The sequence below is a fragment of the Acinetobacter lwoffii genome (assembly GCF_049367455.1).
GTDB lineage: Bacteria > Pseudomonadota > Gammaproteobacteria > Pseudomonadales > Moraxellaceae > Acinetobacter > Acinetobacter lwoffii_W.
Map to the genome: position 1 here is coordinate 147,793 of NZ_JBMPXW010000009.1, position 17,165 is coordinate 164,957.

Below are 17,165 nucleotides of genomic sequence, written 5' to 3' on the forward strand. Positions count from 1 at the left end.
AGATATTTAACGAGAAGTTTAAAATTAAGCAACTTAAAGCAATAGGGTTTTAAGAATGTTTAATTACAGTGCGGAGATTAGCTCCCGTATATTAAATAAAAGGAAAGTGACAATGGTATCATTAGTAAAACACTCAGTTCGCACTGTAAAAGCGACTGCATTCCGCGCAAAAGTAATGTTTTTAGCTTTTGTTTCTGCATTAATGGGTCAAGTTGCATATGCAAACACTGGCACATGGAACCCGGGTGGTTCAGCTTACGGAAAACACGCTGCTGGTTCTGATGCGAATGAAATCTTAGGCCGTGGTGAAACATTAGGTCAAAACGTTTATAAATTCTTAATCGTAGTGTTCATGGTGCTTGGTTTAGGCTTAGTTGGTACTGGTTTGTATATGATGTATACATCAGAAGAAGATCAACAAAAGAAAAAGAAAACTGCTTGGATCTGTATTATTGTAGGTGGTGCGTTATCAATCGTAGGCTTCATCATGTTCTCTGCTGCGAACACTATTACTGGTAAAGCGTAATATAATAATAAATAAGTTTAAAAGCGTGGCTTAGGCTGCGCTTTTTTTATTTTAAAAATAGTATATACATGTTTTAATTAGACCTTACTTAATAGTATTAAGGGGTTTAAGTGAAACATATAAACCGTAAGTTTGGTATTTTAAGACCTATTAACGGCGTAAACGACAAGCAAGAGATACGTCAAGATAAAACTATCCATGATGGTTTTAAAACCAATGAGACAATAAAGCAAATAATGTCTTCACAACCAGCTAAATGCTACTTTTGTGATTTCTATGACGAATACTTTTTAGAGCCACATCACTTAGACGGCGATCATAGCAATCATACGGCTGAGAACATTGTAGCGGTCTGTACGCTATGCCATGCACAAAACCACATCTTTGCACTATCACTGGAAAAGAAAGCTGAAATATGCGTATTGAGTACGAACATACCTCAAGAGATCTTTAATCAATATCAACGTTCATTACTGGTGTTATCGCATAAGTCTGACAACCAAGATCCTGAGCTTGCTAAGTTCGCACGGCGACATCGCCAAAGCTTGCTTGTAGAGCCGTTAAAGCGCCATCAACGCCCTAATCCTACAAAGATGTCTGAAGCAGAATACGCACGTAATATGTTTGAGGATATACAGGCGTTTAATGCGATTAAGACACGAGCCCAAAGCATTGATACCCAACTGTACTTCACGGACATTAAGTTCAACACAATGGCTGAATATGAAGAAGCCAAGCAAGAAGATATGTTGGTAGCGAACGTTGATTACGTAGACCAGCTCCGCAAGTACAAAGAGTGGTATTTGAATGCCATCAAAGAGAACAAAAACTTTTCTTTGTATCAACTCGCAAAAGCTTTGGAAAAGGTATCAGACGAAGCATACGAGAGCTTTAATCTGCCAAACCACTACATAGTATTTTCCCCGAATATCTTTACTGACGAGCAGTATGAGTACTACCAAACACTAGATGTATTTAAGGGTTTGGGTGATAAGTGAGCTCACAAAAATGACAGAATGCTTAGCAGATACCGAATACATAGATATGAGCTTAGAAGAGGTTATATCGGGCATAGTGTTACAGCCATTTAAGCCTGACATAGTGAATGATATAGCGGTATTGGATAGCGTATTTGAGACGGACATATTGAATGATGAATACTCATTTATTGGTCCATACATCTACAAATATTGGGAACTTGGGATAGATGCACTACCAAAGGAAACGCACGATCAGCTATCGATATTTCGCTTATGCGTTATAGGTACTGAGGCTTTCAACTTCCTGAACGATTTGTATATACCAACGACACGGGACACTGGCCATACATCTAACACGCTATTGCTACTCCATGTTGTACATATAGCGATAGGGAATCAGACAACAACTGGTGAAGACACAACGGGGCATTTTCAAGATCCACTGATTAAAGCGCTACTGTTGATGAATATCCCCGTTAACAGCGATTGTTTGCTGTTGGATGACACTTTGGTACACCTAAACAAAATAACGGCGCTGAGTGGCTTAGACGTTGAAATACAGGTTAAGCAAAGTGTGAGTGTGAAGCATAAGAAATTACTGAGCACCAACTTTGGATTTGACAATCCATTATCAATTATAAGCGTTTTGGAACAAAAGAAACTGTCTGAAGAACTGACACGCTACTTTCCGATGATACACCTACCAACGTCCGTAGAAGATGCGACAAACCAGATAGATACGGGCAACTTAAAAATGAGTTCGCTGCAATCTTTTTGTATATACCAAAACTTAAAGCTATCGGTGTCTAAAGTTTTCCACGAACAGGGCTTATACCAGAACAAAGAGATCTACATAGAGCTTGATAAGGTTCACTTCCAACTTAAAAATACAGGTTCCTTAAACTTCAAGGTGGGTACTTTAGGGGAAAGCCAAGAGGTTTTAGAAACGGCGTTTTGGCAACTGCTTAATAAGGGTTTAGTGTTTGACCTAAATAGTTTTAAGAAGTATGTCGAATTAAAAGAGGACGAAACCGTTAAAACTGATGTATTTACTAATTCAAAAAATGATAATATCCCTTTTAACAGTACCTTCTATGAGCTTTTATTAAGGTTGGTTTTAGATACAAGCTTAAAACCCTCTGTTAAAAGTCTTGAGGTCGCAATTCAAAAAAAGGATTTCGACAGTGCGATTAACGTTTTAAGAGAATTACCGTTTTTTAGTGCTTAATGCTTAAAGACATGTCTAATCAAAGATAGACGTAGAAAGGTGAATTAATAAAGGTGTTTAAATGAGTAAGAAGAAAGCTGAGAAGTCTGGTTATAATAAGACTGGTTACTCCAAGATTGAAATTATATTGATGTTATTCCTACAAAGCATGAAAGCTGACGTAGAGGATTATTGCGATTTAGAAACAGTATCGGACGAACATACGTTTGTCACAAAAACTGGTGCAATGATTACGATCATCGAATATAAGGGGATTAAGAGTTTAATTAGTGGTGATGCATTCAGCCGTCAAATTGGTTTGATGACGAGCAACATGCGTAACTACTTCAAAGACCGTGGACATACGATTCATCTAGCGTTCAAAGTAGACCATGAGACGCCATACGCCATTCATGACTTGAACGCCATGCAAAAGGCGACCACGGCGCGTTGTGCGATGAATCTAGACATCATCATTGATGAAATGACAGAAACCATTTCAGGCGGTGTATTTAACGAAAGCTGTTATATCGCTTTAATCTCTGAGCCAACCTTACTATCGCCAATCGATAAAGCTCAAGACTCAAAAAACCGTAAAAAGCTACTGTCGCAAATTACAATGCCAAGTACGGTCAATGCTCAAGACATGCTTAAATCATCGGACAGCTTATACGTACACCATGAGTCTTTTGTCTCACAATTCTTAAACTCACTCTCAACTGAAGAATTTCCAGCAATCTATGAAGTATTGAATGTTATTGAAGCTGGTCTAACGATTAAAAAACAAATTGCCTCACATTCAACTTCAGATGACTTCACCTTGTCTGTGCCGATGTTGAATACACGCTTACCGATGCGTTGGAAAGAAATACCATCAGAACATGATGCGTCACACGTTTTGTATCAACCGATCTCAGAACAACTCATGACGAATGCGATCTTACCTGGTACAAGTCAAGGTTCATTCTATCCAGTGGGAAGTGTTATCACTGACGGCGTTGTATATGCGCCATTGATGGTAGATATATATCCAGCTAAGACGAATACGTTTGAAACGCTATTCCGCTTACTACACCAGGCCAAAACGCACGACACTAACGGTAACATCCGTTCTATCCCATATGCGGTGAGTTACTGTATTACTGGTGATGGTATGGCTGGAACCATGATGAAACGCACGTTATCAAGCGTTATTCACTTTATGACGGCACAAAACAAAGCCATTCGTAATGCTGGTAACATTTTGATGGCCACTAAAAATGACCTAGATCAAGTAGACACTGTTGCTGGTCTGCAAATGACCATGATGACATGGGCACCGAATACCGAAGATGGTGTAAACATTCTTGTAGGACGGCGCCAAAAGCTTTGGAAGAGTTTTGAAGCGTGGGGCGGTGCAAAAGTCATGGAACAGGCTGGCGATCCTATTTTGACTTGGGCATCACATATACCGGGCTTGATGGTACGTAATCACGCACCTATTTCACCAGCACCGTTGTTTGATGTGTTCTACATGTTACCGCTGACACGTATTAACTCACCATTCCATAAAGGGCATCAGCTCAACAAAACCTTAGACGGTAAACTGATTATTCTTGATTCGTTCTCAAATGAAGTGACTGTATGGACGACTATTAACATTGGTAAACCGGGTACGGGTAAATCGGTCACAATGAACAAAGGCATGCTTGAGGACATCATGATGCCTGGTAACGAACGTATCCCGTTGACCTATATTGTCGATGTGGGTGAGTCAAGCCGTGGGTTAGTAGAAACAGTGCAAGATTCATTGCCTGAAGAGCTACGTCACTATGCCATCTATAAGCGTATTAAAAACTCAAAAGAAGAAGCGATTAATCCGCTTGAATTCAGTATGGGCTTACGCTACCCGTTGAACTACGAAATGCGTCAAATGACAGCGTTTTTAAGTTCATTGGTAACACCGCCTGAATTGAAAGGGCAACCAGCCAAAAACACTTCTGACGTTATTGGTGCGGTCCTACGCCGTACATTCTATTTTGCTGATGATACGAATGCTGATCATAAAGCACGTAAGTACATGCGCTTTGCAGATCCAGAACTAGATCGCATCATGGAAAAACACGGACTGATTGAGCCACATTCTGAACAAGGTAAGGATATTTCTTATTACGCTCTACGTGATCTTTTCCATTCAATGAATGAGATCCGTGGACGCACGTTGGCTCACCGTTACGCAATGCCGACTATTGGCGATATGATTGAAACACTTTCTGATTCATCAATTTTAGATGTTTGGAGTGATGTTCATATTGATAATGAACGAGCACTGGACTTTTTGGCGCATCAGATTATGGCTGCACAAAATACCTATCCAGCATTCTTCTATCACACCAACTTTGACATTGGTAACGCTCGTGTAGCTTCTATCGACTTAAACGAAGTTGCGACATCATCAGATCCTAAAACTACATCGCTATTCTTCCAGATTGTACGGATGTTCATTAAACGTAAGTTCGCCGTGAGCCGTGACGATATTCCAAAATTCCCACAAGCTTATCGTGAATATGCAACCCAACTGATTAATGAGCTTCTTGAAGACCGCAAAATTATGTCTTATGACGAATTGCACGTTGCGAAAGGCGATCCAATCCTATTAGAAGAATTGGCTGAAGACGCACGTACATTGCGTAAATGGGGTGCTCGTCTTAACTTGGCATCTCACAAAGTAGAAGACTTTAAAGACTTGGTGGGCTTTGCTACGGCGTATGTGATTGTCGATCCTGGTACACGCGAATCTCGTGAAGCTATTCGTGACAGCATCGGTCTAACTCAACTAGAAATGGATGCGCTTGGTTCAGGTAACGTAGGTTTCTCAGATCAAGGCTTAACGTACTTCAGTAAAATTAAACTCGAAAAAATGGAATGTTCGGGCTTATATACCGTTTCACTTGGTCCAATCCTTTTATGGTCACTCAGTACACATCCCGATGAACGTGCGCTCCGTAACTACACGTATGACCTTATCGGTGAACGTGGTAAGGCGTTGAAGGTCCTTGCACAATTCTATCCAAAAGGTGCGAAGAACCAGATTAAGACACGGCGTACCATGATTGAGAAAAATGCCAAAAATAAAGGCACGGACTTTGACGAAAACAAAGCAACTGCTTCAGTGATTTCTACCATGGCACAAGAGATGGTTGTTGAATATCAACGCTATGAACTTGAGCAAAACATGAAGAAAAAATTACTGAACCAACGTAAGTCTGAAGCTGTTTCTTCTTAACTCCAATCAGCTATATAGATTTGCGTTAATTGGTATATACATTGAAGTGCTTGGATATGGGTAAGGTCGTTAAACAACGACTTTGCCTATTATCCTGAAGATAAAAGAGTAGGTCGCAAAGTATGGCTTCTACACAAAAATACGGCACACAAACAAAGTTCAGACCTAGTTCGCTTAAGCGTGATACACGATCAGGCTTAGAGAAAATCCATTTAAAACTTACAGCGCCAGACGGCGCTAATTATTTGGTTGGCGTTCTTGGTGCTATTGCAGTTATTTTGTTTGTTGTTCCGTTTGGCGGTGAGATATTTATAGGGATCGCGTATTACCTATTAAAACGCTACACACATCCGAATGATTACTTTTTTGAGTGGCCATTCCGTGCGCCGTTGCATTCAAACTCACTGGATGCGTCAACTGACATTACATCACGCGTAAAAGATGACGTACTGGACAATCCAAAAGCCTTTTTGGAATACGCACGTACCAATCGCGATAAGCTACAAGGTGAGGGTGTGACTTACCTTGGTCGTTGCCGTGAAACTGGTCTACCTGTTTATGCATCCAACTCCGATGACCGTACACATCAAATTGTGTTAGGTACTACGGGTTCGGGTAAAACAGAATACATGCTAGGTAACTGTGCCAACCAGTACGTACAAAACTCAGGTTATATCTTTGTAGACGCAAAAGGTGATACCAAGGCTCAACAAGACCACTATCGTTTATGTAACCGCTTTGGGCGTAATGAGGATCTATTAACGATCAACTTCATTACCTCAGGTCGTAACATGCTACGTGCACAAACCGACAAGATGACCAACTCAATGAACCAAATGAGCAACACCAGCTCAGGGATGTTGATTGAATTCTTGATCAACTTGCTTGATGACTCAGGCGGTGGCGGTGGTGACATGTGGAAAGGTCGTGCGATGGCCTTTATCGCTGCACTTACACGAGTTTTGGTCTATCTACGTGACAATGGCTTCATTCAGCTTTCACCAAAAGTATTCACGCAATACATGGAACTTGAAGCACTTGAAGAATTGGTATTTTGTCATAACGATAAATACGGGATTGACTTTGAACGTGTGGCTGAACAGCTTCAAGGCTACCTCGTTTCATTACCTGGTTATTCAAGCAACCCTAAAAAGTTAAAGAAACAAGAAACCAAAACCCGTGAGCAACACGGTTATATCACCATGCAGTTAACCAAGGCGATTAACGACTTGACGTTTAACTATGGTCACATCTTTGGTGTAGAGCATGGCGGTGATATTGATATTTTTGACGTTGTACTTAACCGCCGTATCTTAACTGTGCCATTACCAGCTCTTGAGCGTTCACCAGACTCACTCAAAATGCTCGGAAAATTAATCATTGGCTCAATTAAACAAATGATGGCTGGTTCCCTTGGTAACAAAATGGAAGGTTTACGCCGTGCCATTATTGACGCACGACCAACCAACGCCTCTACTTCATTTAAGCTATTTTTGGACGAATGGGGCTACATCGTTATTGTCGGTGCTTCGGTTTTACCAGCTCAGGCACGTTCGCTTAACTTCTCTATTACGTTCGGTGCTCAAACATTTGAAGATATTGAACGTGGATCTAAAGAGGAAGCAGCTGCTACATGGGGTAACACGACCGTTAAAGCCATTGGACGTACTACTTCGGGTGCTGAAAGTACAACATACAAATTGGTTGATGGTTTTGCTGGTGAAGAGTGGCAAGGTAAAGTTAACTCAATCAATATGTATCAAGGTCTAGTATTCAACCGTTCGGTACCACAAACAGAAGTCCAGTTCGCCAAAGAAAAACGTGTGACAATTGAACAAATTGCCGGACAGCACAACGGCGAATTTACCTTGCTCATATCAACTAAAGGGGAAGGTGGTAAAACTTCAGACGTTAAAATCGTATCAATGTTGGCGTTCTATGTGGCTGGTGATCAACCCAAGTACTTACGCTTAAATGACCTTTGCCCAATCTTCAATATCCAAAAATCTGAAATCTACGATCCTACTTTAAAAATTGAAGACTTCATTCATGAGATTGAGGAAAAACACACGCTACTGACAGACAACAATTCATCTGCCAATGTCACGGCGCTTGGTGATTTTGAGATCTGCAGAAAGCTCAATAACACCTTGTACGAAAACAACAACACGGTAAAAGACTTTACTCAAGATTTTGTACATCAGATTCTTGAAGCAAGACGTCTTGAATCCATCACACCTGAAGGGATGGCACCTGGTCAAAGAACAGTAATGTCTTCGTCCACGGCGAAAGGTGAAATCTCCAAAGAACAAAAACACCGTGAAAGTATTGTTTCAGCACAAAAAGAAGCAAACATTAAAGACCAGATTATTGAGAAGCGAAAACAGTTCCAGTACTTCGGTAAAGATTCTGACATTTCACCTCAAGTACAAGCTGGTGCTTACAACAATGCGGATCTTGATGCTGAATTTAATATCTATGGTGAACGTATAAGCGAACCTGAACAGGCTCAACAGGAAAGTGATGTTGAAACTGTGACTCGCGCCGTTATCACACCAATGAACCTAGACAGCTACTATGATGAATTGAAAGAGATCCTAACAGGATATGACTTAACCGTTGCGCCAATTACTGAATATCAGCTTGTTCAGATACCACGCCATGTAAAACCTGAAGATCAGACACAATACATTGCGGAAAACAAAGCCAGTCTTGATCAAGCCATCTCACATAGCACTAAAAATGAAATGGAATTCGTAGAACAACAGTATGCAGCTAAGTTTGAAAAAGCTTTGATGAAAAACCCGTTCTCGCACGAATGCGTTACTTTTGAAAAATTGTTGGTGATACTTGGTTCAAAAGGTTCTTCAGCTTCATTACGATCAGGCATTACAATCAAAAAAAAGGATGACTAAACGCATCCATGTAGAAGACATAAGGCTGGTTATCCAGCCTTTAGTTTTTTTGGGTGAGCTGTTTGTACTTAATACGCCTTAATTCATCACTCGGCATGTATTGGGCTATTTCATATTCGCTCTTATACGGCGTTTCATTGAATATGGCCAATAACAACAACTGCGACAGCGGAATGGCTTCAGGCACCATCATTTCGATTAAGCGAAACTTTTCAGACGCATTCACATCAAATGCAACCAATAGCGCCGTATATGGAATGTGGCGATCTGCAAGTGATAAATCGGGGTAAATAGGTTGGTCCTAGTGCTAACGTTTGAAAGTCATACATATTCAAGCAAGAGATAGCTTTAGGTACATTGGATAGGTTCACGGCGTAAGATTCAATGTTTGAACACATATTGGCATCCAGTTTGGTTTTAACCCTAGTTTAGATGCATTTTAATATAATAACTTAGTTTTAACGTGCATATTCTTAAACATAACTAAACCACTTCTTAAAACCTTGTTTTGTTTTAGGCTTAATCGGTATATACCATTTCATAAAAAGTTTAATGAACTGTGTTTTACCCTTTACAATCCTTAATACATCAATTAAATTGCCCTTAAATCACATCCAATATACAGGATATAGGCAATGACTAAAGAACAGCTAGAAAACTTACAAACACTTGGAATGACTGACTATAAAACACGTTTACACGTTAAAGGTGTGCGAATTGTTGAAGTGCAACAGTACTCAAAGTCTGTCGATAACAACGCCGTACAACCACTTGCAACTAATACCACTCAACCGCAATTCTTAAATTAATTTTCCAAAAAAATACTTATAAGCACTTTCTGTATTAATATATCTTTATTAGTTTTAATAAAGCATTAATCAATGGAGTGCTTAAAATGTTAGACACTTTACTTTCGGTATTTTCAGCAAAACATAAGCTTTATAAGAATCTCAAGTTAAAACCCTTTATTGATACCCGTTTAGTCAATTCTGACAGCATCGCCATGACCGATGTTTTCCCTTTTCATCAAATCAAAGATTCTCTTTGTATGACTGGTATATCTCCTACTAATTTTGTACCAGGCAAAAACATTGTTTTGAATCCACATGCCAAAGATAACGATTCCATCAGCTACCTTGGTCAAGATACGCAAAATCATAAGCCGTTCTACATCTCTACCTTTGCTGAAGAATTGGCTGAAGTATTTAACCCGATTTTTGCAGAAATCATTCATCTTGAAACACCATGCTTACTTGACCTATCTGAAATTGGGGGCTTCTCAAATTCCAAGTCGGATTTAAGCCAGTACCGTAGCATTGATGATTTTGTAAAAAACGCATGCCCTGATTACATTAGTGATGTGAGTATGGAAAATTTAGATCGAATGTTGTTATGGCCAGAAATCCGTTTATTGAACTCTCCAGATACAACCACTGATCAATTTTTTATCTATGGCTGGAGTCCTAAGATTTTTGTTCAAAATGCTGGTGGATCACATCACATGGCTGCTGCACATTACTTGGCTAAGAAACTGAGCCAATGTGTGCCGATTCAAGGCAAAGTAAGTTTGAATCTAATCTCAAATAAAGCACTTCAAAACTTTGATTCAAAATACGCTGCGTTCGCCGTACCAGATGATGCATTGATTGATATGGGGAATGATTTATCAGAATCAGGGCTTGAATATCAGCTGGTGTTTTTCCGTGAACGTGAAGTTAATTTTATCTTCTTCAAAAAGAATGATCAGAATGCCCGTGTTATTTCGCTATTCAACAATCTGCATGCTTCATTGAATGGTGCATTAAAGACGGCGGTTCAAGCGCAATTCAAAAATGAAGCACTACTCACCATCATGAGTGCTAACCTCTCTGATACATCAAAAGATCAATTTTTTAGCACACGCCCTCACTTGGCTGAGATCTACAATCACGTTCAAAACGAAGTTTGTTTGAGTGGTCCTAAACCGACTAGCCCGACAATCTAAGGGGTAGGGAATATGGATCACCAATCATCAACTACACCACATGCACTCATTCTCGGTCTGACACTTGAACAGGCCATTTCTGTTTTAGCAAAGAAACCCGTTGATGCTACCCACTACAACTATCTTGAAGATGACGAGTACAACACCTACGTCATGATGAAACCTGAGTGGACTAGTCTCAACAAACATGCCTACCTACATGTAGATGGCTTAACCCATGAGCGTAAATGGATGTTTATGCCGAATGCTTCAGGTGAGTACAACTTGCTAGAGGGCTGTATTGACCTGTTTGAACTTAACCAGGCCATCGAACAGCAATATCTTGTGTTTGAACAATTCCTGAATAGCCACGGCGCACCGTTCCGCAAAGTTGGTGAGAAGTTTTCTTTTGTCACTCAACTTCTCTTTGATGCATGGGTGATAGATCCAGAACGTGCGATTCAAAAACTTCATGAGATGAAGGAAACAAAAATCTCATTACAAGTGCCTTTGCTTCATGGGGATAGTCAGCATGATTGATACGCAAAATACTAATGAAAACATTGCTTCAGAAATTGAAGCTCGTAGCGCTTTTGAAAATAGATACGGCGTGGTCGGTAGTCTGTTGGCCAGTGGCAATTATTCTTCTTGGGTGCATCAGGCGAAATGGGAAGCTTTTCGTGATGGTTGGATGCAAAGTGAAGTAGAAACTAAAAAATCTATCTATCAAATGCAAACACCAGCCATCAGCGATGACCAATTGGAAGTGGAAATTTACTGCAGTTGCTCGATGACTTTTGGAATAAGAAATGGGGCGATTGGAAATCATCTGCAGATATGGTGGCGCAAGGTGAGGCAAATGCCTATGAACATGCGAGAGGATTGCTTGAAACGGCGATAAAACAAGATGAAGCCACATGCCAGTGGTTACGCAATCAATTGGCAACGATTCAAACTGAATTGGATGCTTTTATCACATTCGTTAATGAACACCTTGTTTACCATGAAAGTGATGGTCCAGATTTAATGTCGAAGATCCAGAAGCTCAAACATTTGATAAAGGTTAAACCATGATTACGGTTCAAATAGAGATGTGTGGCTTTGGGATTAAACGGCGTTGGGAGTTTGGAGATCCGCGCCGTGCGCCAATTACAGTTTTAGAAATGGGCTTCATTAAGGTTTGTAAAATGCGTGGTGATAGCAAACTGGTTGAGTTCATGAGGGGTTATGCAGACGACAAAGAATTCAACTGGCATCCCAAAGTTCGCATTGCACGTAGAAAAGCAGAACGTAAAGCCTATTCGTACTATGACAACCACTACAAACAGCAGATTAGAGAACTTTTCGATCGCCAAAATGTAGACCGTCAAAAACAATATGAATTGGAACGCCAAAACAAAGCGTTATTGGCTGTTATTGAACTTAAAAAAGAACAATCGTAGGTATATACCATGACGGGAATTGAATATTTTCAGAAGTATGGCTGGAGTCACGCCGTCCAGTCCGTTAGTCGAATTCCAAGTGAATACAACGAATATTCACCAGATCTCAAAACTGTTGTTGTAAACGGCAACTTTCGTTATGCGATGGCTGCGGAAATCAGCAAAAAGAAAACTGAAGTCTATGTTACTGAGCTCAAACAAATCATTGAGAGTGAAAAGCTACTAGAAGACTTCTTTAACTTGAATCTGGTTGGTATAGAAAAAGGCTTAAGTAATGCTAAGCGTGAAATGCAAGACATGGAAGAACAGGGGATTGTTGAATTCAACCATCGTTTTGATGACGACCTGACTTGCACCACGGAACGCATGAAACTTGCCATCGCTCAAATAGACCATCTTTATCAAAACAACATTACAAAAAGTGAGTAATGCCCATGTTAGAAATGTTCCAAAATCAAACCATGCGATATATCTCTATTGCCATAGGCGTGATTAGTATCTTTATATTCCTGTACCTACTTAAACTCGGTGAGGGGCTTGTCATTAGCCTTATGGTTGCTGTGTTCATATGTGGTTTGAGTTTACTCAAACTGAAAAACTACTATGAAAAAAATAACCCATACATCAGTGCAGAACACCTTGCTTGGCTGTATGGTGAATTGCAAGAATATGACCAGGATCTATTCACAACTGTTAGCAATCTGACCAAGAGTACTGGACGTTTAGAATTGAGCCAGCTTAAATCAATCCGTAACCGCTATGCTTCTTCCATGAACGAAACTCAACTACAAGCATTGGCCAGTGAACATACTGAAGAAAGCAAATATCGCTTAGACCAGTACAACTACTCAATTTATGTGATGGATGAAGTCATTAATCAATATTAATGGCTGTATGCAATCTCTATTAACATCGCCGTGTTATATCTGCTATACGCGGTATCAAATGTATAAAGAGCTACAAAACTATTGAAAGGTTTATAAAATGAACACAACTCTACCTATTCTTATTCATAGCGTTATTGGTGGTATTGGTGAACATCCAGATGCTAAAAAACGAAGCTTAGGATACGGCGCTATCATGCTGTATATACCGATTGAACATATGGTCGGTTCAGGTGTACTTAAGCTGATGATTGATGTGAATACACTGTCGATCTATGCGTCTGAAAATCCTAATTACCTAAAACAACCACATACCATCAATGAAGCTTCTCACTTGTGGAATGCATTGCGCTTTGACAGTGCTTCTAAAGCCAGTCGAAAGGTCATTCATGATAATGGGTATGTTGAGTGTTTGTTTTCCATTCCTATGAAGGTTCTTGAGCCATTTATGGATGCTGAATTGATTCAAAACGAATTAGGACTTCCATACATGGCCATCGATCAAAGTGACAAGTCGAAATGCATGCCGATTTGGTATGATGTCAGTAAATCTACCAATCAATTTATTGATGGCAACTACAACGATTATCCTGGTGTGCAGGCATCTTAAATTTTTAAGAAAAGTTTTTAGCTTTGATGGTTTGTTAATTATTTATATCGACCACATTGGCGATGATGAAGAGAACAGACTCAATATGGCCCGTTTAATGGGCCACATTTATTTTTATAGATTAGGGATGCCAACGGCGTGAAAACAAAAATCATTTTAAACATCATTTTGTGGACCTTAACCGTCCTAACTTGTTTTGCGTGGATTGCCTTTACGTTTATTCAACCAGTTGGCTACACCATGACTTTTCTTGTTATTTTAATCTTGATGACAGTAGTGCTCAGCTGGTGCTTGGCAACACCTTATATTAAGACCAAAGACCGAACCAAGCGACTAGACGAAAACTTTAAGCTACTTATGTTCTCTGTTGCTGTTGTTCCACTCCTAATGTTTCTACTGTCATATGGTTTTGTATGGTGTTTCAAAACGCTAGAAAAGAAACAGTTCAACCATGACCATATTGCTGCGATGGTACCGGGTAGCAACTTCAATCAACTACAAAAGTTTGCCAAGGAAAACTACAACGCGCCACTTGTGTTAGGTGACTTTAACGAAAGTTGGGCTTTAACTTCCTTAGATATACCGCAAGCTTCTCCAGCTTCATTAAGATCTAGTACAGGATATTGCCTGGTGAATATGTCTAAAACCAGCATGAACACCATGTATAAAGCAGCAAAAACCGATGTAAGCTACAACGATTGGGAAATGCTGATATTAGCGCACGAGTTATCTCACTGTTTAGATCGTGCGACCGATGTGCCTGGTGAACTTGGCCAGCCACTTAAAGCATTAAATTCAATTGCGCCGTCTGATCGGTCCAAAGTAAAGATGGATGATGTATCTACCTTTGTAACGGCTGAAAGTAGCGGTAAAACTCAACTATGGCGAGAATCTTATGCGGATCTGTTTGCGGTAGGTTTTATGTCACTTGATCCAAAATACGATACTGCAGCGTTAAGAGAAAGCCTGATTAAATTACGTGAAAAACGTAAGGAACAAGATCCAACCCATAATTCGGTGTGTTGGTTGCAGTATTCTAAGAGTCAGCCTTTCCCACAAAAAGGTTCGGATGTTTATTCTTGGGCAAATAACATCAGAATTAAAGCGCCGTGCGAGTTGAAATAACTTGTCTTCAGACAAATTAAAAGCCCGAATTTCGGGCTTCTTTTATACCAGCTAATTAACAATAAAAGCCAGGGCTTATAGTTGGTGCAGACATATCATCATAGATGCAATCTATACTGACTGCAGGTTTATCAATGTGGCTAAATAAGCTTGGATTGACCAATTGATTTGTTAGCTTAGATCTTTCCACACTAAAGCCAACCAGTTCAACTTCACAATCACACACGTAATGGAATTTTGCCTTACCGTGCAACACAAAAACATTAGGTGACTTCTCATACATCTTGAAGTACTCGGCTTGAGTTTGTGACAATGGAACCTCCAGCACCACAAAGCCATTTGGTACGACAAAAACTGCAGATCCATCTTTTACTGAGTAAACGATGGCTTGAACATCAGAAGCACGTTCAAAACCCACACTTTTTTTTATCATTTAGATTACCTTTTTATTTTGTAATATTCGCCTCGAGCGCAGCGTTTCGTACATCAGCTAGGTTTAACCAATGGCGGTGCTCAGCTTTAGTTTTTTCAATTTTGTGTGGTGTTCTTGGGTATTCCCAACTCCAGTAATGCTTTTTATAAATCTCCTTATCTTTCACAAGATACGCCTGTATAGATTGACTATCCTCATTAGTTGCATAGCCAACGCCAAAGTAAATATCTAAACCTTGCTTTAGTGCAGTTTGATAATCGGCTTCAAATTGAATAACAAGGGATTCAATCCTAGCTTCATGAGAAAAGATACTAGATAGTTTTAACATCACACGGCTCCAAGTTTAAGGCAATATGCCTCGAGATAAAACCATTATAACGGTCAAAATCCACTAAATTAGTTTATTTAAAAAAAATTTCATTAAAGTTAAACCCTTGAAGATTAAAACATACGGCGAAAAACTTAGGTTTTTTATTCAATATTAATCAGACTTACTCAAATTTAGTCTAGATGAACTGGTATTTTTAAAATTAAGGCTGCTTCGCGTTCCCATTTGTGAACAGATTCTCATTTTTGAGAATGAATTATATTTCATTTTTTGACTGACACTGGAACAATTAGCCATAGACGAGTAGGGGGTGGGTAAAGCCATATACCACATTTAAGAAATAACGCCGTAGTGGTGTTAATTCATTGTTAATTGAATATGGTTTGAATTAAGGCTTGATGGAAATGCATTAGTAGAATTATGGGTGCTGAATTATCAAAATTAAGTTTTGGATTATTTTAATCAATTAAAAAAACATCGTTTGCGTTTATAAAGCCAGCAGTTGATCAATTAGCTGATCAACGCAAGGGTATTAACCTTTTTTATGGTTTAAATACTTTTGAGTACGTTCTAATAATTTCGGGATGGTTTTTTCTGCTTCTTCTTGGGTGAGATGCAAACCATAAAATTTATTAGTTGTTCCGTAGCTTTCATTAAGTACTGAATAGGGAATATATAAGGTGTACATGTCTTGTTCTACTGAGTACAACGTGATGAAGTCAGTCGTATATGAAAACTTGCCATTTTCGCTCTCTACCTTGATTTGTTGGTGTTTAACGAGCTTGAGTGGTGAAATGCAGTCACCGCCATAGATCGCAACTGTGCCACGCTCTTTGTAAAGCTTAATGAGTTTTTTGGCGCATTTTAACGGCTTGCCGTGTTTGTCCAATTTTGGTTGGTTGCGAACAAAGATGTTATAGCGAAGATTCGAGTCACCAAGCATTCCTCTTGTTGTTTCACTGATGGTCAATTGGCGTTTAGACTTCTTATAAAACTCTAATAAGCGTTGCTGTAAATTGAACCGTGAAACACCACTTTCGATGTCAAAATTTAGACCTTTAAAAACATTTTTATTACTGTTGTTTCCAAAGTAACAAACTGCATCGTTAAACATTTGCGTTAAGTTTGCAAAAATTAAGAGAAAGTCGTTTTGTGGGTACGGACGTTTTTGATACATGCACCCAAACTCACTGTCAGCTAACTTATAAAAATAGGTGCGAACGCCAGTATAACTGCAAAGTGAATCATAAATGCGTGTGCCTTTAATTTGAATCTGAGTGACATAGCTAGATGAAAATTCAGGGGTAGCCCAAAGCATAGGGCTGAACAGGATGTCTTTCACTAATCCATTGTCGTATGCACGGTCGCCAACGGGACTGTTTTGGTTAATGCGGTCGTTTTGGGTGTAAACATGGATGTTCTTCAGCTCCAACGTTTCACGTTTGAACACGGTCTTTTCAGCGGTAGCAGTAGCGGTCGTCATGGTG

The 17,165-nt window shown here is 39.5% G+C and carries 18 protein-coding genes; 14 read left to right on the forward strand and 4 right to left on the reverse strand.

All coding sequences use genetic code 11. The features are described from left to right. Positions 1-112: 112 nt before the first annotated feature. The 5 genes from ACO1B7_RS16390 (at position 113) to ACO1B7_RS16410 (ending at position 8,893) form a co-directional block, all read left to right on the forward strand. Positions 113-526, forward strand: coding sequence for a hypothetical protein (locus ACO1B7_RS16390; protein ID WP_005005912.1), 414 nt, complete (start codon positions 113-115; stop codon positions 524-526). Positions 527-636: 110 nt separating this feature from the next. Further along, the gene (locus tag ACO1B7_RS16395; protein ID WP_005005914.1) at positions 637-1,524 is read left to right on the forward strand and encodes an HNH endonuclease signature motif containing protein; all 888 of its coding nucleotides are present in this window, start codon (positions 637-639) and stop codon (positions 1,522-1,524) included. A 46-nt stretch (positions 1,525-1,570) separates the two neighbouring features. Beyond that, complete coding sequence (locus ACO1B7_RS16400) at positions 1,571-2,734, forward strand: hypothetical protein (RefSeq protein ID WP_423090404.1); 1,164 nt, start codon at positions 1,571-1,573, stop codon at positions 2,732-2,734. A 61-nt stretch (positions 2,735-2,795) separates the two neighbouring features. Further along, positions 2,796-5,978 (forward strand): hypothetical protein, encoded by a 3,183-nt coding sequence (locus tag ACO1B7_RS16405; protein WP_005028612.1) that lies wholly within the window; start codon positions 2,796-2,798, stop codon positions 5,976-5,978. Between the two features lie 122 nt (positions 5,979-6,100). Continuing rightward, complete coding sequence (locus ACO1B7_RS16410; RefSeq protein WP_005005919.1) at positions 6,101-8,893, forward strand: hypothetical protein; 2,793 nt, start codon at positions 6,101-6,103, stop codon at positions 8,891-8,893. A 40-nt stretch (positions 8,894-8,933) separates the two neighbouring features. Here the strand turns inward: ACO1B7_RS16410 and ACO1B7_RS16415 are convergent, their stop codons facing one another. Continuing rightward, entirely contained in the window at positions 8,934-9,134 is a 201-nt protein-coding gene (locus ACO1B7_RS16415) for a hypothetical protein (protein WP_078389757.1), read from the reverse strand. A gap of 394 nt (positions 9,135-9,528) precedes the next feature. Between ACO1B7_RS16415 and ACO1B7_RS16420 the strand changes: the two genes are divergently transcribed. The 9 genes from ACO1B7_RS16420 to ACO1B7_RS16460 all read left to right on the forward strand — a co-directional run bounded on the left by ACO1B7_RS16420 (position 9,529) and on the right by ACO1B7_RS16460 (position 14,917). Next, a complete protein-coding gene (locus ACO1B7_RS16420) occupies positions 9,529-9,702 on the forward strand; it encodes a hypothetical protein (protein WP_005005921.1) in 174 nt (57 codons plus the stop codon). A gap of 86 nt (positions 9,703-9,788) precedes the next feature. Next, entirely contained in the window at positions 9,789-10,877 is a 1,089-nt protein-coding gene (locus ACO1B7_RS16425; protein WP_042892355.1) for a DUF6685 family protein, read from the forward strand. Between the two features lie 12 nt (positions 10,878-10,889). Next, entirely contained in the window at positions 10,890-11,396 is a 507-nt protein-coding gene (locus ACO1B7_RS16430; RefSeq protein WP_005005926.1) for a hypothetical protein, read from the forward strand. After that, a complete protein-coding gene (locus ACO1B7_RS16435) occupies positions 11,389-11,757 on the forward strand; it encodes a hypothetical protein (RefSeq protein ID WP_423090405.1) in 369 nt (122 codons plus the stop codon). Before ACO1B7_RS16430 ends, ACO1B7_RS16435 begins: the two co-directional genes overlap by 8 nt. 169 nt (positions 11,758-11,926) lie before the next feature. Next, the gene (locus ACO1B7_RS16440; protein WP_005005929.1) at positions 11,927-12,298 is read left to right on the forward strand and encodes a hypothetical protein; all 372 of its coding nucleotides are present in this window, start codon (positions 11,927-11,929) and stop codon (positions 12,296-12,298) included. Positions 12,299-12,307: 9 nt separating this feature from the next. Continuing rightward, positions 12,308-12,727, forward strand: coding sequence for a hypothetical protein (locus tag ACO1B7_RS16445; protein ID WP_000145713.1), 420 nt, complete (start codon positions 12,308-12,310; stop codon positions 12,725-12,727). 5 nt (positions 12,728-12,732) lie between these two features. Next, positions 12,733-13,185, forward strand: a complete 453-nt coding sequence (locus ACO1B7_RS16450; protein ID WP_043041543.1) for a hypothetical protein — start codon at positions 12,733-12,735, stop codon at positions 13,183-13,185. Positions 13,186-13,282: 97 nt separating this feature from the next. After that, complete coding sequence (locus ACO1B7_RS16455; protein WP_063454592.1) at positions 13,283-13,792, forward strand: hypothetical protein; 510 nt, start codon at positions 13,283-13,285, stop codon at positions 13,790-13,792. A gap of 240 nt (positions 13,793-14,032) precedes the next feature. Next, positions 14,033-14,917, forward strand: a complete 885-nt coding sequence (locus tag ACO1B7_RS16460; RefSeq protein ID WP_228255340.1) for a hypothetical protein — start codon at positions 14,033-14,035, stop codon at positions 14,915-14,917. 55 nt (positions 14,918-14,972) lie between these two features. Here ACO1B7_RS16460 and ACO1B7_RS16465 read toward each other — a convergent pair whose 3' ends face one another. From ACO1B7_RS16465 to ACO1B7_RS16475, 3 genes are all read right to left on the reverse strand, one after another. After that, the gene (locus ACO1B7_RS16465) at positions 14,973-15,350 is read right to left on the reverse strand and encodes a hypothetical protein (RefSeq protein WP_087554358.1); all 378 of its coding nucleotides are present in this window, start codon (positions 15,348-15,350) and stop codon (positions 14,973-14,975) included. A gap of 13 nt (positions 15,351-15,363) precedes the next feature. After that, the gene (locus ACO1B7_RS16470; protein ID WP_024160774.1) at positions 15,364-15,678 is read right to left on the reverse strand and encodes a hypothetical protein; all 315 of its coding nucleotides are present in this window, start codon (positions 15,676-15,678) and stop codon (positions 15,364-15,366) included. A gap of 532 nt (positions 15,679-16,210) precedes the next feature. Continuing rightward, a complete protein-coding gene (locus ACO1B7_RS16475) occupies positions 16,211-17,161 on the reverse strand; it encodes a hypothetical protein (protein WP_087554359.1) in 951 nt (316 codons plus the stop codon). Positions 17,162-17,165 lie beyond the last annotated feature (4 nt).